The organism is Caloramator proteoclasticus DSM 10124 (assembly GCF_900129265.1).
In the GTDB taxonomy this organism is placed as follows: Bacteria; Bacillota; Clostridia; order Clostridiales; family Caloramatoraceae; genus Thermobrachium; species Thermobrachium proteoclasticum.
In genome coordinates this window covers 1-22,184 of record NZ_FQVG01000033.1, presented here as the reverse complement: position 1 = coordinate 22,184, position 22,184 = coordinate 1, and the positions used below count along the sequence as shown (strand labels likewise).

Sequence of the window (22,184 nt, the reverse complement as noted above, 5' to 3'; positions counted from 1 at the left end):
GAAGGGAGCGATAGTGTGGCTTTGTATCTTGACAAAACTCAACCACTATCCACTAAAGGAGGAATTTTATCCTTAGATGAACTCAATAGGCACGCAACTGATATTGCAAAAGAACATAAAGTAACTCCAAACCACAATGATATACTTTTAACAAGATTAAATAATAACTTCAAAAACATAACTGATGTATATAAATATTTCTATGAAAAATCTAACAGTAATGTTCCTATATGTTCTGCTTCAGAATGGATTTTAGACAACTATTATATAATTGAAGAACAATATAAAATACTAACACAACAAATAGATAAAAATTTTTTCAAACAGCTTTTATACTTAAAAAATAGTATATTTAAAGGTCTTCCTCGAATATTTGCAGTTTGCTATGAACTGATAAGCCATACTGATGGTCGATTAGACAAAGAAAATTTAACCTCCTTTATTGAATCTTACCAAAGAGTTGCACCACTTACTATGCAGGAGCTTTGGTGCCTTGAACCAATGTTTAAGCTGTCCTTAATAGAATATATATCCTCCTTATGCATTAAACTTTATACAATTCAAAAGACTTGGGATAAGGTTAGTCAATTTAATAATTTAGACAATGAAGAAATAGTTAAAATAGTATCTAATCATCTTGAGAATATGGAAAGTATTGACTATCACTTTTTGGAAAGAGTTTTGATTTACTTAAAGAAATCAAATAGATCAATCGAAGCTATAATGAAAGTTATTAACGATAAGCTATTTGAATATGACATAACAGTCGATGATATTATCCATCACGAACATCAAGAACAAGCAAAACTACAGATGTCTATTGGAAATGCAATAAGCAGTTTAAGATATGTTATAGCTCTAAATTTTGAAGATTTATTTGAAGAATTATCCTATGTTGAAAGAATATTAAGGCAGGACCCATCAGGGTTCTACCCTAAACAAGATTTTGAAACAAGAAGTTATTATCGAAAAAAAATAATGCAAATTTCTAAAAAATATAACCTCTCAGAAACCTTTGTTGCCAAAACTGCCCTTGAATGCTGTGATGTTGAGAAAGATAATATTAAGCATAATCACATAGGGTACTATTTAATTGATGATGGCCTTGAAGAACTGTTAAATAGATTGGGTATACATAAGAAAATATCAAAGATAGGTTTAACCTCTTATCTACTCCCTATATTCTCTTTATCAATGTTAATAGCTATTTTATACTCTAAATTTGCCTACAATAACTCACCAATTTATTTAGAAAACTTGTATTTAATAATATCAATCTTAATAACACTACCAATAGCATTAAATTTATCTATAAACATTGTAAACAGATATATTTTAAATAACGTTGAAGCAAGTTTTTTGCCAAAGCTTGATTTCACAGAAGGTGTTCCAGACGAATGTAAAACAGTAGTAATCGTTCCAACACTTATACCAAACGTTAAAAGAGTTAAGGAGTTAATTAATAATCTCGAAATAACCTATGTATCTAATAATAGTGACAACATCTATTTTGTACTTCTTGGGGATTTAAAAGACAGTGAAAATGAAGTTGAAGAAACAGATAAAGAAATAATCGATACTGCTATAAAATTGATAAATAATCTAAATGAAAAATATAAAGATAATAAGTTTATATTTCTATGTAGAAAAAGGGTGTTTAATTCATCACAAAATAGGTATATGGGATATGAGAGAAAAAGAGGAGCTATATGTGAATTTAATAGATTGATTAGGGGATTTAATGATACAACCTTTAATGTTGTAGTGGGTGACATTGAAAAAATAATGGATGCAAAATATGTAATAACCCTCGATGCAGATACAAAACTACCAATTAATTATGCCCAAAAACTCATTGGAACAATATCTCATCCACTTAATAGGGCTTTTGTTGATCACGAAAGAAAAATTGTTATTGATGGTTATGGCTTAATTCAACCACGTATGGGGATTGATATAGAGAGCAGTATTAAATCTAAATTTACCCGAATATATGCCTCTGAAGGAGGTATAGATACCTATAGTGGTGCAATATCTGATGTTTATATGGATTTGTTTAAAGAGGGTATATTTACTGGAAAGGGTATTTATGATGTAGATGCTTTTATGGAAACACTCGACACAGCAATACCAGATAATACATTATTAAGCCACGACCTTATAGAAGGAAGCTACTTAAGAGTAGGACTTGCAACAGATATAGAGCTTATTGATGGTTTCCCACAAAAATACAATTCATACGTATTAAGAATGCACAGATGGATAAGAGGAGATTGGCAAACAATTCTTTGGCTTAATAGGTTTATAAAAAATGCCTATGGTGAAAGAATTTTAAATCCAATTAACTCTGTATCTAAGTGGAAGATATTCGATAATTTAAGAAGAAGTCTTCTACCAATAAACTACAGTTTGACTATTATTTTATCTTTATATATATTTGGGGTTAATTCAATTTATTTTATTCTTCTTACACTATTTGATATATTTCTTCCTGTACTATTTAACTCATTTGACTTTATTAAACTTAAATACTACAAGAATATAAATAGAAGATTAAACAACAATATTATTTATGGATTTAAAAATATTTTATGTCAATCTATTTTAACAATAATCTTTTTACCATATGTTACCTATATATCCCTTGATGCTATTTTAAAAACTATCTATAGGGTATATATATCACACAAAAACCTGCTTGAATGGGTAACTGCTGCTGATGTAGAAAGAAACACTAAAAACACTTTGGAAAGTTATATTAAGACTATGTTGCCTTCTGCTGCAAGTTTAAGTTTAATCACTTTATTGAGTATAATTGTCAATATAAACAACCTCATTTTAGCACTACCATTTATATTGCTATGGATGTCTTCTCCTATAGTTGCCTATAGAATAAGTCAACCTGATATCAAACCAATTTATCAAGCATCTGAAGAAGACATTAAACTTATAAGAAAAATCGCTATGAAAACCTGGAAATTCTATGAAGACATTTTTAATGAAGAAAACAACTACTTACCTGTTGATAATATTCAAGAAGTACCTACAACTAAAATAGCACATAGAACATCCCCAACAAATATAGGATTTTTAATTCTATCTATGTGCAGTGCAGTAGACCTTGGATATATATCACTTAAAAAATTTGCATATATGCTTGATAAAACAATATCTACTTTAGAAAAGCTTGATAAATGGAACGGACATCTTTACAACTGGTACGATACAAGAACATTACAGGTACTTCATCCAAAATATATATCAACAGTAGATAGTGGAAACCTTGTTGCATACCTTATGGTTGCATCATCCTCAATTGATGAATTTTTAAATAAAAATCCTTTATCATATGATTTTATTAGCGGACTTCAAGATATAATGGATTACTACGAATGCAACTATGACATCTCAAAGGATTTAGACATCTTTACCATATTAAACAAGCTAAATAACAATATTAACGAAGAACATATATCAGACTCGATAAAGGACTTCCTACAGTATTCTAAAATTTATCCAAGTTTAATAAATACAAACAAACTTGAATTTTTAAATCATAAAGATGAATATAAAAAATTATTAAATCTTACCGAAAAAATAAAGACTGCAAAATTAACAGAACTACCTCTGCTGTACAAAGATATATCTTATGAAATATCTCAGTTAAAAAACATTATCAGCAATATTGAATATGAAATACTTAAATTACTTGATGAAGAATTAAATCTATGTAAGAAAGATGTAGAGACTTTAATAAATTCATTATATCGCTTAAGAAACAGACTAAATGAATTTGTAACAAATACACAATTTGCTCCTTTATACGATAAAAAACGTGGTCTGTTCTCTATAGGATTTGATGCAGATAATAATAGGTTAACTAATTCCTACTACGACCTTCTTGCATCAGAAGCAAGAATAGCAAGTTATCTTGCTGTAATAAACCGTGAAGTTCCTGTTAATCACTGGTTTAAACTTGGAAGGTCTTTAACAGAAATTGATGGATATCTAAGTCTTGTTTCCTGGACTGGAACTATGTTTGAATACTTTATGCCCGCCATAATTATGAAAAATTATACAAACAGCTTAATTGATGAAACATATAAAACTGTAATAAGAGCTCAAATAAATTATGGTAGGGATAGAAAAGTCCCTTGGGGAACATCAGAATCGGGATTTTATGGTTTTGACATATTACTTAATTTTCAATACAAAGCCTTTGGGGTACCAGCACTTGGTTTAAAACGTGGTTTATCTAAAGATATGGTTATATCACCCTACTCCACTATTCTTGCTCTACCCTTTAAACCTCGTGTTGCCATAGAAAATATAAAGGAATTGCTAAAATATAATCTATTAGGAAAATATGGATTATATGAAGCAATTGATTTTACACCTGATAGAACAGATAAGACTTCAAACTATGGAATAGTCCAGAGCTTTATGGCACATCACCAAGGTATGATACTTACATCTATAAACAACTATTTAAACAAAAATATATTAATTGAAAGATTCCATTCTAATCCAAAAGTAATTGCAGGTGAATTTCTACTACAGGAAAAAATACCTGTTAGAACAATAATTACCAAAAATATCAAGGAAGAAATAAAACCTCTTGAAAAACCACAATTTATGCACGTAGATTTTACTAAAAAGCTTGGTATGCCAAATAGCCTAATTCCTAAATGCCACTTAATTACAAATGGCGACTTTTCTGCTATGCTTAGCAACTACGGCTGCAACTTTTTAAAATTTAAAGACATATACTTAAATAGATGGAGAGATAGCCTAACAAACAAAAAATATGGTTTGTTTGTATACCTAAGGGATGTAAACGAAAATATAATTTGGTCAAATGCAATTGAACCTACATCAAAAATTCCTGATAAATATAAAGTTATTTTTAACGATGACAATGTAAAAATCTCAAGAACTGACAAGGATATTGAAACTACTACGGAAGTATGTATAAGTGCAGAGGATAACTGCCAAGTTGAAAAAATCATAATAAGTAATCTATCAAATTATGAAAAAACAATAGAAGTAACAAGCTATATGGAAATCACACTATCAAGTTTAATGGCAGATATCGCTCACCCAAGCTTTAATAATTTATTTATTAGAACTGAATTTTTAGAACAATACAACAGTATTATTGCATCAAGAAGGCCAAGAGAACACGGTAAAAGGACAGTATGGGCATTCCATACATTATGTACAGGTGAGTTCTCTGAAAATATTGAAATCGAAACTGACCGCTCTAAATTTATTGGAAGAGGCAACACTCTTTTAAATCCTAAAGCATTGAATATGCCTCTTACTAATACAACTGGTGCTGTATTGGATCCAATATTTAGCATTAGAAAGAGAATTATATTAAAGCCAAATTCTTCTGTAACACTTGCATATATAACAGGAATTGCAGACAACAAAGAACATTGCATTGAATTATGTAAAAAGTACTCCGAATTTTATAACATTGACAGAAGCTTTAGTTCTGCATACCTCAGGGCACAAATGGAGGATAAATATTTATCCCTAACATTAAATGAAAAGGAAATTTTTTCAGAAATATTGAATCACATACTTTTTGTAACAGAAATAAGAAGAAGGTATGAAGAACATATTAAGAACAATCAAAAGGGTCAATCTTCACTTTGGGCATATGGAATATCTGGAGATTTACCTATAATGCTTGTTAAGATAAGTAAAGCTGACTATATTGACATAATTGAGACATTAGTAAAATGCCACGAATACTTTAGAGTTAGAGGTCTTCTAACCGACCTTGTAATTTTAGTTAAAGAGGAAGGTGGATATTTACAACCTTTACAATCTCAAATAAGGGATTTAATAAGATACAACAACAATTTAGATCAACTTGATAAATTCGGAGGAATATTTATAAGAAGCATAAATTCAATGCCAAAGGAAGACATAGACCTATTTTATTCAGTTGCAAGAATATGTATAGATGCAGATTTTGGTAATATACACAAGCAACTAAGTTTAGAAGAAACTCCTTTAAATTTAGTAAAGCTTAATAAAGTAAATAGAGTTTATGAGTTTAAGGAACTACCTATTTACAATGAACCACTACAAATATTCAACGGATATGGTGGGTTTAATACAGATGGACGTGAATATGTGATTAAATTAAATGACAATACCTACACCCCTATGCCTTGGATAAACGTTGTGGCAAATAATAGATTCGGGTTTATTTCAACTGAATCTGGCGGCGGATACATATTCGCTGAAAACAGCCGTGAAAACAAATTAACTCCCTGGAGTAATGACCCTATTATTGATCCAATATACGAAACTATATTTATACGCGACGATGATACAGGAGATTACTTTACTGTAACTCCAAAACCTATAAGGCATCAAACTGAATATGTTATAACATATGGCACAGGGTATGTTAGGTATAAACATCAACATAATGGGTTAATTGGTGAACTAAACTGTTTTGTTCCAAAGGATGATATGTTAAAGATATCTCTACTTAATTTAAAAAATATTAGTAATGCAAAACGAAAACTATCTATATTCTATTACGTAAGACCTGTTATGGGAGTAACCCATTATTTAACCAATCAATTTATCGTTAGTCAATTTAATAAAGACCTTAACTCATTTATATTTAAGAACAGCTACAACACAGATTTTCCAAACAGGTTAATGTTTGTTTCATCCTCTGAAAAAATAGTTAGCTATACTGGTAATTTAAATGAATTTCTTAATGACGAAAATAAACTTGATTGCCCTGATGGGCTAAACTACGAAACCTTAAGTAACACTACAGGTGCCGGTTTTAATCCTTGTTCAGTAGTTCAACTTAAATTAGAGATAGAACAAAATGAAGAAAAAGAAATATCCCTATTTTTAGGTAATTGCCTAAACTTTGAAGATTTGAGTAACATTATTGATAGGTACAAAGATGTTGGTATGTGTAGGCAAAAGCTCAACGAAGTAATATCTATGTGGAATAAATTACTAAACACCATTAGGGTTACAACACCAAGCAAACCATTTAACATACTAATGAATACTTGGTTGTTATATCAAACTTTATGTTGCAGAATATGGGCAAGATCAGCCTTCTATCAGTCTGGTGGTGCATATGGATTTAGAGACCAACTACAGGACGTCTTAAGCTTTATAAATCTTAAGCCTGAAATAGCTAAAACACAAATTCTACTCCACTGTGCACATCAATTTGTAGAGGGAGACGTTCAACACTGGTGGCATCCTGGAAGTCACGACAAAGGAATAAGAACCAAATTCTCAGATGATTTGTTATGGTTACCTTACGTTACAGCTGAATACATCTACAAAACAGGAGATTATGACATTTTAAATATCGAAGTTAACTATTTAGAGGATGAACCACTTGATGAAAAGACTGACGAGAGATACGGTATACCAAGAACATCACAAATAAGAGGAAGTGTTTATGAACATTGCATAAAGGCAATAGAACGCGGTCTAAGATATGGTGAACACGGAATACCTCTTATGGGATGTGGCGACTGGAATGACGGAATGAATACCGTAGGAAACAAAGGAAAAGGTGAGAGCGTATGGCTCGGATGGTTTTTAATTGACATACTAAATAGGTTTATACCTATTTGCGAAAAGCTAAATGATAATGATAGAGCTGCAAAATATAAAGAACATATGCAAAAGATATTAAATAGCATCGAAGAAAATGCTTGGGATGGAGAATGGTATAGGCGTGCATATTTTGATGATGGAACTCCTCTTGGCTCAAGCATTAACCAAGAATGCAAGATTGATTCCCTTGCTCAATCTTGGGCTTTGATATCAAATGCTGGAGATAGAGAAAGAGCCCTTAAAGCAATGGATGCAGTTGAAAAATACCTTGTTTCCTACGATGACGCTATAATTAAACTCTTTACACCAGCCTTTGATAAAAGTGATTTAAACCCAGGATACATTAAAGGCTATGTACCTGGTGTTCGTGAAAATGGAGGCCAATATACCCACGCTGCAACTTGGGTTATACTTGCCTACACAAAATTAGGTTTAGGTGATAAAGCATTTAAACTGTTTGATATGATCAATCCAATAAACCACACAACTACACAACTTGAATGTTCAAAATATAAAGTAGAACCCTATGTTATGGCGGCAGATGTATATGCAGTTGAACCCCACATAGGTCGTGGTGGTTGGACTTGGTATACTGGTTCTTCTGGCTGGATGTATAAAGTAGGCCTTGAGGGTATATTAGGTTTTAATAAACTCCAAGATAGAATTGTAATAAATCCTTGCATCCCAAAATCCTGGAAAGAATATGAAATATCCTACACCTACAACGATACTACCTATAATATAAAAGTTGTAAATAATAATGGAAAATGTTCAGGTATTGACAAAATTGAACTTGATGGTAAGGTCTTAGAATTTAGCTACATTCCTTTGCTTGACGATAAGAATGAACATAAAATTACAGTATTTATGTAAGGGGCAAATGCCCCTTAATTTTTTGTAAAATTCTGCCCCTTGAAATTGATACTATATTTAAATTATACTATTAAAGACTGACTAAATTTAAAGGGGAGAATATTATGTTTTATCAACAAGCCCTCAGCAAGATAGACAAAGGAGGATTTTGGAATATGTTAGTAATTGATGGAGTTGTAGGTGCGGGAAAAACTACCTTGATGAATATATTAAAAAATGAAGGATTTGTTCCCTTTGAAGAACCAGTATATAACAATCCTATTCTTGAAAAATTTTACTATGATAGACATAGATATAGTTTTCCACTTCAAATTTTCTTTTTAAATAAAAGATTTAAACATATAAAGGAAGCAAGCCTTATTGAAAATGCAGTTATGGATAGAAGTATTTATGGAGATGTTATATTTGCAAAAATGCTTATGGAAAGCGGAGAGATGTCAAGGGAAGAGTTCGACTTATACATAGAATTATTTGAAAATATGATTGAACATTGTCATCCTCCAAAGCTTATGGTTTATTTAGAGGTTTCAGTAGATGAGGCCATTAGAAGAATATACCAAAGAGGTAGAGAATACGAAAAAGTTGTTGAACGAGCTTATTGGGAAAGACTAAATAAGCACTATCAGGATTATTTTGAACAATACTCTATTTCACCTATTCTTAAAATAAATGTGGACAATCTTGACTTTGAAAATAATTTAAAGGATAGAGAATACATTATAAATTTAATAAAGCAAAATTTAAGATAAAGATGAGGATTATATTTTCTCATCTTTTTTAATATTTGTATAAGCTTTATTTTTATCTCAATAAGACTACAAATGTGATATAATTATATTGTTTGTAGTATTTTTTAGGGGGTAAGAAAAATGATATTTGATTGTCATATACATTCAACCTTTTCAACAGATTCTAAAATGCAAATTGAAGATGCAATAAAAAAAGCAAAGGAAAAAGAAATTGGACTTATTGTAACAGACCATATGGATATTAATTATCCTATTGAAGGCAGTTTTATATTTAATTGTGAAGAGTATTTTAATGAATATGAAAAATATCGTTCTAAAGAATTTTTAATAGGAATAGAGCTTGGACTTAGAGATGATTGCATCTATAAGAATAAAGAATTAATTAAAAAATATCCCTTTGATTATGTAATAGGCTCAATCCACGTTGTTGATGGAATAGATATTTTCCAACCAAGTTTTTACGAAAATAGAGAAAAAAAAGAATCATATCTTCAGTATCTTAATTTTATGTATAGGTGCATTAAGGAATGTGACTTCATTGACGGTTTAGGTCATATTAACTATGTAACAAGGTATGCAAAATATCAGGATACTGAACTATATTATAACGATTTTGAAGAAATAATTGATGAGATTTTAAAAATTATTGCACAGCGTGAAAAGGCTGTAGAAATTAATACAAGAAGACTTGAGAATAAAATAACTTCACTTAATATGCTCGATATATTAAAAAGGTTTAAAGAGCTTGGTGGAGAATACGTTACTATTGGCTCCGATGCCCATAATATCAACTCAATAGGTGCAAATTTTGATATAGCAATAGAACTTGCAAACAGAGCTAATTTAAATATAGTCTATTTCAAAAACAGACAACCTACTTATATATAAAAAAAGCCTTAATTTTAGGTAACTATTACCTGAAATTAATATTTGTCAGCCTTATCACTTATAATAATTTTCAACCTGAATGTTATAATTGTTTAAAAACTTTTCATTTGCAACTTGTAATTTTTCAAAATACTCTCTATAGGAATCACTTAATATTTTAAAATTTTCTATAAATATATCGTAATAACCACTCTGCTGCTGAAATTCCAACAATAATTTCTGCATCTTATATCCTAAAGAATTTTTATATTCATCTGTATTCCTAATTTCTAAATATTTAACTATATCTTCTTTATTCTGTTCTAAATATTCATCTGTATTTTCTATCAAATCCATTATTGTTTTATTTATTCTTTGCATATCTTCTTCCTTCATCTCTTGAAGTCCCTGAATTAGAAACTCCTCCAGTTCAGTTGGGAAATCTAAATTTATAACTGTATCTAAATATTCAATAATTTTTTTATATGCTTCTTCCTTTTCAGGAGTATCAATCTTTTCATTTAAAAATGGTCCAAAGTGTATACTTAAATACAATCCAAAACTTCCTGGAAATGATTGCAATAGCTTCTCTCTAATTGTGAAATTTTTTTCGATATTTTCTTCAATATACTTCATCGCTTGGTTTATATCATAATCCCTTATCAGATCTTCTAAACATTTTTTCTTAGCCAACGACTTTTCAATTTCTAACTCCATTTTATATCTATATTTTTCCAGAGTGGCAGTTTTGTTGGTACTACCAAGTATATCTTTAATATCTCCAACACTAAAACCTATCTTCCTTAAAACCCCTATTTCTTTTAAAATAAACACGTCATCTTCTGTATAGTTTCTATATCCATTGTCCTCTATTGCTGGAGAAATCAACCCTTGTTGTTCATAATACTCAATTGCTTTTTTAGTTAATTTACATTCTTTACAAACTTCCTTTATATACATAACCATCACCTCTTGTAATATATCATAAACTAAACCCTAAGGTGATAGTCAATACCTATTTTGGTAATATATTATAAATATTCTATTGTTCATATAATTTATTTTTTTATTGAAAGTTACTGTTATTATTTCTGAAAACTTAAACACTCTAAATAAAAGTAAGCTGTTTCTAATCCACTACTTTTTTCATTTCCCCACTCCATTAATAAATTAATTAAATAATGTGGATATGATTTATATGTATATGTTATTATATTACTGAAGGGAGTGGTAACAAATGAAGGAATTTGTTAATTTTTCTAATAGAATAAAGGAAAATGTATGTAAAGTTATAGTTGGCAAGGAGGAAATAGTTGACCTTTTGACGGTTTCCCTTATATGTGGTGGGCATATACTTTTGGAGGATGTCCCTGGTCTTGGAAAAACAACTTTAGTTAAGGCCTTCTCAAGAAGCTTAGGACTTAATTTTAAAAGAATTCAATTTACTCCAGACCTTATGCCCTCTGATTTAACTGGTATAAATTATTATAACCAAAAATCTATGGAATTTGAATTTAAAAGGGGCCCTATCTTTACAAACATACTTCTATCAGATGAAATAAATAGGGCTACACCTCGTACACAGTCAAGTCTTCTTGAGGCTATGGAAGAAAAGCAGGTTTCAGTTGATGGAAGTACATATCCTCTTGAGAAGCCCTTTATGGTTCTTGCAACTCAAAATCCTATTGAATCCTTTGGAACATTTCCTCTGCCTGAGGCACAGCTTGATAGGTTTTTAATGAGAATTTCATTAGGATATCCAACTAAAGAGGAGGAAAAGGATATAATAAAAAGATACAAAGAAGAAAATCCTCTTGAGGAATTAAATCAAGTTGTTACTAAGGATGAAATAGAGTATGTTCAAAGAAATTTTAAATATGTAAAGGCATCCGATGAAGTTTTAGACTACATACTTGATTTAATTGAGTTTATTAGAAATTCTGAAGAAGTTATACTTGGTGCAAGTCCCCGTGCAACCTTGAGCCTTTTTAAAGCATCTCAAGCCTATGCTGCAATAAATGGAAGGAATTTTATTATTCCTGAGGATGTAAAGTTCCTTGCTCCCTATGTCTTAAACCATAGAATAATAACTAAAACAAAATCTAAGTCTATGTATTCGTTTGTTTTAAAATGTTTAGATAATATTAAAGTTCCACTTGAGGAAATTTAGGAGGAACTAATATGCTTTATGTACTTTTGTTTTTATTAATCCTCTTTTTCTTTGTAAACAATGTTATGCAAAAAATAATTTATCGGAATTTATTCTATAATATATACCCTTCAAAGGAAGTTATTGAGTTTGGTGAAGAAGTTAAATTAGTTTTTCAATTAGAAAATAGAAAAAAACTACCCATAACCTTCCTTGAAGCTTTTTTAGAAGTGCCAAAGGGTATGTATTTTAAAAATAAAAAAAATAAAATAACAAATGAAATGTATTTCAGCTTTCAAACAGTACTTATGCCCTATCAAAGAAGGGTTAGGGAATATACTGTCCTTTTTAAAAGACGAGGACTTTATGTAATAAATAATGCGTATCTGCAGGTTGGAGATATTTTAGGTCTCTCTACAAAGGAAATATCCTTTTATATAAATAAATCTGTGATTGTATTGCCTAATAAATTGAATTTTGAGGAGGTTCTTATACCTTATGGAAGTACTATGGGAAATATATCGGTTAAAAGGTTTATATTAGATGATCCAACAATGATTGTAGGACTTAGGGAATACACAGGCTTTGAACCTCAAAAAAACATCCACTGGCCTACTTCCTTAAGATTAAACAAGCTTATGGTAAAAAATTTTGATTACACTACAGATAGTACAGTTATGATTGTTGTTAATGTAGAAAGCTATAAGCCCTTTTACTATAGCATTGACTCTAAGAAAATCGAAGACTGCATATCCATTGCAAGGGATATATGCGAAAAACTCCACGACAGTAAAATTTCCTATGGTATATCAATAAATTCACAGATTACAAGTTCAAACAATGAAATAATTCACTATGGACTTACTGAACACCACAGGTACAATGTTTTAAAATTGCTTGGAATGGTAGATTATAATGTATCAATGCCCTTTGAGGATTATTTAGAATATTTAATGCCTATATGTTCAAACTACAGCTCATTTGTCCTAATTCTTCCGAAGGTTTTTGAGGAATATATTTTAAATATTGAACGAATATCAAAAGAAGTAAACAAGCTTATAATAATTGCAGCCTCAAGGGATAATCTTGAGCTTTTAAGTTCAAACAACATTGAAACCTACGTAATAGGAGGCGATTTTAATTGAAATTGATTTTATTAAATAATGTATTAAACAGAGTCTCCTTTGTGTTTTTGGTTTTGTTTTCTATTTTTACTATAAAAGAGGTAGATATACTATTTTTATATACGTTATTAACAGTTAGTATTTTTACAATTATGGATTTAGATTCTTTTTATATATATATTTTTCTTATTATACCCGCTATTTTTTATAGAAGTAGTGAAACATTTTTATTTATACTGTCCTATACAATAATGCTATATTGGCTTTTTAGAAATAGAAAAAGCCTTTTTGACTATTACTATTTTAAAGACTACTTTAAAACAGCCAATAAATTAATTAGGGCTGCAATTTTTATTCACATTATTATTTATATGACCTTTAAGGATATAACCTTCTACGGTAGTATTTTCTTAATTTTTTATACAGTAACATCTGTCCTTCTTTTAAGAATTCTACGGGTTTTTAAAATTGATGGAGATGTTAAAATAAATAAATTTAATGCTATATTAATGTCCTCTCTACTTTCTTTCTCAATTATTTTATCAATTCCACAGATAAGAGGATTTATCTTTAAAATGCTGTTTTATTTATACTATTATGCTACATTAACCATAGCCTACGTGTTGGCCTTTTTTATATTTTCCTTTATTAAGATAATTACATTAATATTTGGGGAAGTAAATATTAGGTTTAATTTAGATAATATGCCTAATATTAAGAATTCATCTAATGAGTTTATAAAACTTGCACCTAACGAAAATACTCTAATAGATGCTATTTTAAATTCACCTATTATAGGCCTTATTATAAAGGCTATATTATTTTTAATATTTATTTGGATTGTGGTCACAATTTTAAAAAGAATGCACATAAGTAGCAATTCTGATGATGAATTTGTTGAGCTGAAAGAATCTATAAAGATTACTGAAGTAAAAAAGAAACAAAAAAAATATAATCTTGATGATAAGGTTGAATATATCAGATTTAAGTATTTTAAATTTTTAAAGAGCTTAAAGAAGAATAAGATTGATATACTCTCATCTGATACAAGCCTTGACATAAATAATAAGGCCAAAGGTTTATGGGATAATTTAGATGAAATAAGAAATATTTATATTAAAGCAAGGTATAATAATACTGGTATGGATAAGGAATTGGTGGATAAGATATTTAAAAAGTAAATATCTCTGTTTCCAAGTAAAAAAGTTCCACCTTGATTTAACAAGGTGGAACTTTTTTATTATTCAACTGTAACTGACTTTGCTAAGTTTCTTGGCTTATCTACATCACAACCTCTTTCTACTGCTGCATAGTATGATAGAAGTTGAAGAGGAATAACTGATAAAACTGGTGCAAGTAGTGGTAGTGTCTTTGGAATATAAACTGCTTGGTCTACTACCTTTAGAATATCTTCGTGTCCATCAAATGCAATACCAAGTACCTTTGCTCCTCTTGTAACAACTTCCTTAATATTGCTCACCATCTTATCATATAAATCTTCTTGTGTTGCAAGTGCTATAACTGGAACTCCCTTGTCAATTAGAGCTATTGGTCCGTGCTTTAATTCACCTGCAGCATACGCCTCAGCGTGGATATATGATATTTCCTTTATCTTAAGTGCACCTTCTAGTGCTACTGCGAAATCAAGCCCACGTCCAAGATAGAATATATCCTTATGGTTATAGTTCTTTGCAGCAAACTTTTGTATTTCTTCCTTTCTCTTTAAAACTTCTTCTGCCTTTTCAGGAAGATTTAAAAGCTCATCTCTTATTACTCTGTATTCTTCAACTGACATTTTACCATTTAATCTTGCAAGATATAGTGCAACTATATAAATTGCAATTAGCTGAGTAACATAAGCCTTAGTTGAAGCAACTGCAATTTCTGGTCCTGCCCAAGTATATAGTATATCATCTGCTTCTCTTGCAACTGAGCTTCCTACAACATTAGTTATAGCAATTACTCTTGCTCCTCTATTCTTTGCTTCTCTAAGTGCTGCTAAAGTATCTGCAGTTTCTCCTGATTGTGATATTACCATCATAAGTGTTCTTTCATTTATGATTGGATCTCTATATCTAAACTCTGAAGCAATATCAACTTCAACAGGAATTCTTGCAAGCTTTTCTATAACATACTTTCCAACAAGACCTGCGTGGTATGCTGTACCACACGCTACTATATAAATCTTGTCTATATTCTTTAGGTCTTCTGCAGTAAGCTTTATGTCATCTAAAACTATATCATCAGAATCTGCTACTATTCTTCTTGTTAGAGTATCTCTTATTGCCTTAGGTTGTTCGTGGATTTCCTTTATCATAAAGTGTTCATATCCACCCTTTTCTGCAGCTTCTGCATCCCAAGTAACGTGGAATATTTCCTTATTTACTGGTAGGCCTTCCTTAGTCATTATTTCAACCTTATCTTTAGTTAAAACAACTATTTCCTTGTCGTTTAATAAATATACATCTCTTGTATATGCAAGTATTGCTGGAATATCTGAAGCTATAAAGTTTTCTCCTTCACCAAGACCTACTATAAGTGGGCTATCCTTTCTAACTGCTACCATCTTATCTGGCTCGTGGCTGCACACTACTCCAAGTGCGTAAGAACCTTCTATTTTATCAAGTGCCTTCATTACAGCCTTTACTATATCCCCTTCATAGAAGTAGTCTATAAGGTGTGGCACAACCTCAGTATCAGTTTCTGATTTAAACTCATATCCTAAAGTTTGAAGCCATTCTCTAAGTTCAAGATAGTTTTCAATAATTCCATTGTGAACAACGCTTATTGTCATATCCTTATTGTAATGTGGGTGTGAGTTTACATCTGATGGCTCTCCGTGAGTTGCCCATCTTGTATGACCTATACCCATTGTACCTTCAATTGGATTTTGATTTAATTTATCTTCAAGATTCTTTAATCTTCCTTTACACTTTTCAATATTTATTCCCTTTTCGTTTATTATAGCAACTCCTGCTGAGTCATATCCTCTATATTCAAGTTTTGATAAACACTCTACTAAGAGTGGCGCCGCTTGTCTTTTACCAATATATCCTACTATTCCACACATATTAAGTCTCCTTCCATTCTGTTTTTACCTGACCTGGCCCCTTTGTCCCTAAAATTGCTTTTAGGTTTTGTCTGGCCGCTTTCGGTGGTCAACCGCAGGGCATCCGCCGATAGCTCGATAAACCCTGTCCTCGTCAACTTACCAACGGTAAGTCCCGGCGCTTTATATATTTTAAGCTATATATTTTTTGTTTTTCTCACCTCCCTTTAAGATTTCAAAAACTGCCTCATAAGAGGCAGTTTTACTTACATTATACAAAACTTATTAAAAAAGTAAAATGTTTTTTTGTTTATTTAATAAATTATTAAAAATTATTTACTTCTATCCTCTATAAGCTTTGCTAAATTCTTTGCCAGCATATCTATTTCTTCTTGATTTTCTCCCTCAAGCATAACTCTAACAAGTGGTTCTGTTCCTGATGGTCTAATCAAAACTCTTCCTCTTCCTTCTAACATCTTTTCTAATTTTTCTATTTCAGCAACTATAACCTCATCTTCAGTATATGCATATTTCTTTTCATTTGATACCTTTGCATTTACTAATACCTGTGGTAGCTCCTTCATAATTGAAGCAAGCTCTGACATCTTCTTACCACTATTTTTAAGAGTTGCCGCAACCTTAAGTGCAGTAATTAAACCATCTCCTGTTGTATTGTGATCAAGGAATATTATATGTCCTGATTGTTCTCCTCCTATTTTATAACCACCCTTTATCATTTCCTCTAAAACATATCTATCTCCAACCTTAGTCTTTACTGTATTAATCCCTTCTCTTTTACAAGCAATATCAAGCCCCATATTGCTCATTACAGTAACAACAAGAGTATCCTTATCAAGTTTTCCTTGCTTTTTCATTTCACTTGCAATAATTGTCATTATAAAATCACCATTTATTATGTTGCCCTTTTCATCAACAGCAAGACATCTATCTGCATCCCCATCAAAGGCAAGCCCTAAATCGCATCCCATATTAACAGTAAAATCTTTTAGCTCATTCATATGAGTCGAACCACAGTTTTTATTAATATTTTTTCCATCTGGATTATTGTGTATTACAAAAACTTCAGCTCCAAGTTCCTTAAAGACCTTAGGTGCTATATAATAGGATGCTCCTTCTGCACAATCAAGTGCAATCTTCATTCCATCTAATCTTGTGCCTACTACTTCCTTTAAAAATTCTATGTACAAATCAACTGCATCTTCTCTATGTTCTCTAACACCTAAGTCCTCTCCTGTTGGTGAAGGTACATCTACAAGACCGTTATTTATTATCTCTTCTATTTTATCCTCAACTTCATCAGGAAGCTTATATCCATCTTTATTAAAGAACTTTATTCCATTATATTCAACTGGATTGTGGGACGCTGAAATTACAACCCCTGCATCTGCACCAAGCTTTCTTGTAAGATATGCAACTGCTGGAGTTGGAACAACACCAACACAAATTGCGTGTGCACCTACTGACATTATACCTGCAACAAGTGCACTCTCAAGCATATCCCCTGATATTCTTGTATCCTTACCAACTATTATAGTAGGCTTATGAGCTCCCTCTGTTAAAACATAAGCACCTGCTCTTCCTAATTTATATGCAAGTTCTGCAGTAAGTTCAGTATTAGCTATACCTCTTACTCCATCAGTTCCAAACATTCTTCCCATATTTATCCTCCCAACCTATATTAAATTCTAACCTTACTTATAATACCATACAATTAAATAATATTAAAGAGGAAAATCAAACGCCCATAAAAAATGTACTATGACTTAATCGTCATAGCACATTTTTATCTAAATTATGCTTTAACATCTGTCTCCTTTGAAGACTTTGCACCACTTAAAACCTTGTATGTCTCAACTATTAACTCTATCGCAAATATGAATAGTAAAATAGCTATAACAAATAATACATAGTTTTTAGCTTTAAAGAAGTTTATAGTTAAAAGTACAAGTGCTGTCAATGTAACTGCAAACATAAATATCATTGGAATTATTGTCATTATATTCTTCTTATTGTTTCTTGCAAGCCAAGCAGTTACAGCAAGAAGTGCAAGGGCTGATAGTAATTGATTTGCTGTCCCGAATATAGGCCATATCTTTTGGTAACCAAACATTAATAACAATGCTGAGAATAAAACTGTCAATAGGGTTGAAATATACATATTATTTAATTTTGATTCCTTACCAAATACTGTTTCTACATATTCTTCGAAGATATATCTACCAAGTCTTGTTGCTGTATCTAAGCTTGTTAATGCAAATGCTGTAAATGCAAGTATTATAAATACTTTACCAACTTCAAAAGGTATTCCTATCTTGGACATAAATGTTGCAACACCTGATGCAAAAATAACTGCTGGTGCTCCCTCTGCCTTTGCAACATAGGCAACGGAAATAAGTGCAATTATTGCAAGGAAGCCCTCTATTAACATTGCACCATAGCCTACAAGCTTTGCATCATCTTCTTTATCTATTTGCTTTGCAGATGTTCCCGAACTTACAAGTGAGTGGAAACCTGAAATTGCACCACAAGCAACTGTAACAAAAAGTATTGGGAATAGATATTGAACACCTGCCTTTGTAGTTATAGTAAATCCCTTAAATGCCTCAAGTTGAAGGCTTGGTCTCATAACAAGTATTCCTAAAAATCCGCCAATTAACATTGCATAAAGTAAGAATGAATTTAGATAATCCCTTGGTTGAAGAAGTAGCCATACTGGAAGTGTTGATGCTAAGAAAATGTATACTAAAAGTACTACATACCAAGCCTTTTTTGATAAAGCTATAAATGGGAATTTATAACCAATATATATTGCAAGGAATAAGAAAATTACACCTATAACTGTTGATATAGTTAAGTTATACCCCTTTCTATAAACTAAAAAACCAAATAAAATTGCTAAAAATATAAATAATACTGAAGCTGTACCTGCTGCAGGTCCTGCTTGGAATCCTTGAACCTCTGGATTATATGCAAAGGCTGATGCAACTATATCTGTAAATGCAGCAACAACAAGTATTAAAGTAAGCCAAGCAAATGTATTAAACAATTTCTTACCCTTTTTACCTACATTTACTTCAATTATTTCACCTATTGACTTACCTCCGTGTCTAATTGATGCAAGAAGTGAGCCAAAATCGTGAACTGCACCAAAGAAAATACTTCCTATTACAATCCATAAAAATACTGGAAGCCATCCAAAGATTGCTGCTTGAATTGGACCTGCAATTGGTCCTGCACCTGCAATCGAAGCAAAGTGGTGTCCTAAAAGTACCTTAGAATTGGTTGGAACATAGTCTACATTGTCAAAATTTGTGTGGGATGGTGTTGGTCTCTTTGGGTCAATTCCCCACTCCTTTGCAAGATACGCACCATAGGTCACATAAGCTACAAGAAAAACTATAATGCCGATAAAGATAAGCCATAAAGAACTCATAAAAAAACCCCCTTTTTTTTATTTTAAGGTGTAATTTGATACACCTTTTTAACCCTTTTACCCTCCCTATTGCATATAATATCTTGTCCATTCAACCCTACAGCCAATAGCCTTGTATCAAACCATCCTCTAATTCCAAACAGAAATGTTTTTGAAAGTTTAAATTTTTTTATTATATCTACAGCTTCATCCTTTATATCATCATATAAAATAATTCCATTTATATAGGTAGACATATGTATCTTTGTTGGATTTACATATTCCTCTGATACTTTTTTTAAAAAATGCATAAACTCATTAACAGCATTTTCATCAATAAATTCATAATGTTTTACAAAAACATACTCATAATTTTCAAATTTATCTATTATATCATTTTTAGTTAAAAGAGTCCTTGCATTTAAACTATAATGTTTTGCAAACAAATCTAATTTATAATTCAAAATATCCTTATCAAATTCTATATCAAAATGTCTCTCAAATTTTTTTGCTATGTAATTGATGTAGTAATTTTTATTCAAAAAAACCCCCCCTATTCTTTTATATATTATCTTCTACAAAAAATTATGATTTCCTGCCTATCAACTATTTATTTTTTTTAAATTAACAATATATAAAATATTATGTCTTATTATTTTTGTTATGGTATAATTATCTTAAGGGGTGGTCAATTTGCAATATAAAAACAGCTTTAAATATGACATAAAAAAAACATTTATGTTATACACAATACTACCAATTGTTGTACTTGCACTCTTATCATATTTAATATCAATTTTTATTTTTATCAATAACACTGCATCATACAACTTAAATCAAAATATATATCTATCAAACTCTCTAAATCTATATTTTAAAGATTATGAAAATGCATTAAATAAATTTTCAAAAAATCCTCTAATTATAAATAATATAAAAACCAAGAAGCCTAATGTGGAAACATATCAAATGCTCTATAGTTACATAAATTCAACAGGTATAAAAACCTATTTTTATATATTCGATGAAAACAAAAATATAATAATGTCAAACACCAACAAAATACCTGTGTATGCAGAAAAAAATAGATATAATCTTGGAATTTTATCACGTTTAAGCGATTCCTACCAAAATAAATTAATTGAATGTAACATTGATTCAACTAATTTTCAAAATACAATAACTTTTGGAACAACAATAAAAAGAAATGGAAAAATTATAGGATATTTGACCTTTGATATTTATGCAGACTCTCTTATTAAACACTATATTGCAGATTATGCATTAATAACTGTTTTAACAGATAAATATGGAAATGTTCTTTTTACAACAAATACCTTACCTATAACTAAACAAGGAAAACTTGAAAATTATATAAAAGATGGTTCAGGTTTTCTTAAACACTTAAAATGCTACTATTTTATAACCCAAAATAAAATTTATAATAATGAGTTTAATATATATACAGTTAATTCATTAGCTAATATGATAACTGTTTTTAAAATAATAGGTATACTACTTATTATTTTCATAGTTATTTTAATATGCTTTTTAATGTATTCCTCATCAAAGGTTTCTAAAGACAAAACTAAAGATTTAGATATGATATTAAAGGCATTAGAAAATGTTCAAAACGGTAATCTTGATACACGTCTTAATATTAGGACAAATATTGAATTTAAAACGATTTCAGATGCCTATAACAAAATGCTTGATGATATTAAAAATTTAATTGAACTTAATAAGGAAGAGGCAAAACATAGCATTATATCAGAAATCAAACAATTAGAATCACAGTTTAATCCTCACTTTCTTTTCAATACACTTGAAGTAATTAAATATATGATAAAAACAAATCCTCAAGATGCTACAAAAATGATTTTAAACCTTTCAAAAATATTAAGATACAGTATTGATAATAGCTCATCTGAAGTAAATGTTGTAGACGAATTGAATTATACAAATTCATATTTAGATATAATAAAAACTCGCTTTAAAGAAAATTTTGACTATAATATAAAAATAGACAAGCATCTTACTAATTGTTTAATCCCTAAACTAATATTTCAACCTATGATTGAAAATTCTATTGAACACGGATATAAAGGTGATAATATCCTCTATATTGATATATCAATTCAAAACAATGACGATTTTTTAATTGCAAAAATTAAAGATAATGGAGCAGGAATTAACAAAAATAAATTAGAAGAAATAAATAAGCCTGAATTATTCACCAACCAAAAATTAAACTGAAAAATATTTATAAGAAATCTTAGCCTGAATTATTCACCAACCAAAAATTAAACTGAAA

12 protein-coding genes are annotated in these 22,184 nt (G+C 30.2%); 7 read left to right on the top strand and 5 right to left on the bottom strand.

All coding sequences use genetic code 11. The features are described 5' to 3' along the window. The first annotated feature begins 15 nt into the window (after positions 1–15). The 3 genes from BUB63_RS08425 to BUB63_RS08415 all read left to right on the top strand — a co-directional run bounded on the left by BUB63_RS08425 (position 16) and on the right by BUB63_RS08415 (position 10,136). Entirely contained in the window at positions 16–8,499 is an 8,484-nt protein-coding gene (locus BUB63_RS08425; RefSeq protein WP_073249056.1) for a glycoside hydrolase family 94 protein, read from the top strand. Between the two features lie 104 nt (positions 8,500–8,603). Beyond that, positions 8,604–9,248, top strand: a complete 645-nt coding sequence (locus tag BUB63_RS08420) for a deoxynucleoside kinase (RefSeq protein WP_027307566.1) — start codon at positions 8,604–8,606, stop codon at positions 9,246–9,248. 120 nt (positions 9,249–9,368) lie between these two features. Next, positions 9,369–10,136: a histidinol phosphate phosphatase gene (locus BUB63_RS08415; protein WP_084106659.1), complete on the top strand. Its 768-nt coding sequence runs from the start codon at positions 9,369–9,371 to the stop codon at positions 10,134–10,136. A gap of 54 nt (positions 10,137–10,190) precedes the next feature. Here BUB63_RS08415 and BUB63_RS08410 read toward each other — a convergent pair whose 3' ends face one another. Beyond that, on the bottom strand, positions 10,191–11,075 hold the full coding sequence (locus BUB63_RS08410; RefSeq protein ID WP_073249054.1) for a MerR family transcriptional regulator: 885 nt from the start codon (positions 11,073–11,075) through the stop codon (positions 10,191–10,193). Positions 11,076–11,352: 277 nt separating this feature from the next. On the opposite strand from BUB63_RS08410, the gene BUB63_RS08405 reads away from it, so the two are divergent. Genes BUB63_RS08405 through BUB63_RS08395 form a run of 3 tightly spaced genes read left to right on the top strand, consistent with a single transcriptional unit; the run spans position 11,353 to position 14,569 of the window. Next, positions 11,353–12,285, top strand: a complete 933-nt coding sequence (locus BUB63_RS08405; protein ID WP_073249052.1) for an AAA family ATPase — start codon at positions 11,353–11,355, stop codon at positions 12,283–12,285. A gap of 11 nt (positions 12,286–12,296) precedes the next feature. Beyond that, on the top strand, positions 12,297–13,409 hold the full coding sequence (locus tag BUB63_RS08400) for a DUF58 domain-containing protein (protein WP_073249050.1): 1,113 nt from the start codon (positions 12,297–12,299) through the stop codon (positions 13,407–13,409). After that, positions 13,406–14,569 (top strand): hypothetical protein, encoded by a 1,164-nt coding sequence (locus tag BUB63_RS08395; protein WP_073249048.1) that lies wholly within the window; start codon positions 13,406–13,408, stop codon positions 14,567–14,569. The genes BUB63_RS08400 and BUB63_RS08395 overlap by 4 nt, the downstream gene beginning before the upstream one ends. 59 nt (positions 14,570–14,628) lie before the next feature. On the opposite strand, the gene glmS is transcribed toward BUB63_RS08395, so the two are convergent. From glmS to BUB63_RS08375, 4 genes are all read right to left on the bottom strand, one after another. Further along, positions 14,629–16,458: a glutamine--fructose-6-phosphate transaminase (isomerizing) gene (gene glmS / locus BUB63_RS08390; protein ID WP_027307572.1), complete on the bottom strand. Its 1,830-nt coding sequence runs from the start codon at positions 16,456–16,458 to the stop codon at positions 14,629–14,631. Between the two features lie 311 nt (positions 16,459–16,769). Beyond that, complete coding sequence (gene glmM / locus BUB63_RS08385) at positions 16,770–18,116, bottom strand: phosphoglucosamine mutase (RefSeq protein ID WP_027307573.1); 1,347 nt, start codon at positions 18,114–18,116, stop codon at positions 16,770–16,772. Positions 18,117–18,250: 134 nt separating this feature from the next. After that, positions 18,251–19,891 (bottom strand): carbon starvation CstA family protein, encoded by a 1,641-nt coding sequence (locus BUB63_RS08380; protein WP_073249046.1) that lies wholly within the window; start codon positions 19,889–19,891, stop codon positions 18,251–18,253. 23 nt (positions 19,892–19,914) lie between these two features. Continuing rightward, positions 19,915–20,412, bottom strand: a complete 498-nt coding sequence (locus BUB63_RS08375; RefSeq protein WP_073249044.1) for a DUF8052 family protein — start codon at positions 20,410–20,412, stop codon at positions 19,915–19,917. Between the two features lie 151 nt (positions 20,413–20,563). On the opposite strand from BUB63_RS08375, the gene BUB63_RS08370 reads away from it, so the two are divergent. Next, positions 20,564–22,126, top strand: coding sequence for a sensor histidine kinase (locus BUB63_RS08370; protein ID WP_073249042.1), 1,563 nt, complete (start codon positions 20,564–20,566; stop codon positions 22,124–22,126). Positions 22,127–22,184: the final 58 nt, after the last annotated feature.

Bases quoted from the DNA above. Each gene is read 5' to 3' on its own strand.
- BUB63_RS08420 (WP_027307566.1), top strand. From the start codon at position 8,604: ATGTTTTATCAACAAGCCCTCAGCAAGATAGACAAAGGAGGATTTTGG.
- BUB63_RS08415 (WP_084106659.1), top strand. From the start codon at position 9,369: ATGATATTTGATTGTCATATACATTCAACCTTTTCAACAGATTCTAAA.
- BUB63_RS08410 (WP_073249054.1), bottom strand. From the start codon at position 11,075: ATGTATATAAAGGAAGTTTGTAAAGAATGTAAATTAACTAAAAAAGCA.
- BUB63_RS08405 (WP_073249052.1), top strand. From the start codon at position 11,353: ATGAAGGAATTTGTTAATTTTTCTAATAGAATAAAGGAAAATGTATGT.
- BUB63_RS08400 (WP_073249050.1), top strand. From the start codon at position 12,297: ATGCTTTATGTACTTTTGTTTTTATTAATCCTCTTTTTCTTTGTAAAC.
- glmS (WP_027307572.1), bottom strand. From the start codon at position 16,458: ATGTGTGGAATAGTAGGATATATTGGTAAAAGACAAGCGGCGCCACTC.
- glmM (WP_027307573.1), bottom strand. From the start codon at position 18,116: ATGGGAAGAATGTTTGGAACTGATGGAGTAAGAGGTATAGCTAATACT.
- BUB63_RS08380 (WP_073249046.1), bottom strand. From the start codon at position 19,891: ATGAGTTCTTTATGGCTTATCTTTATCGGCATTATAGTTTTTCTTGTA.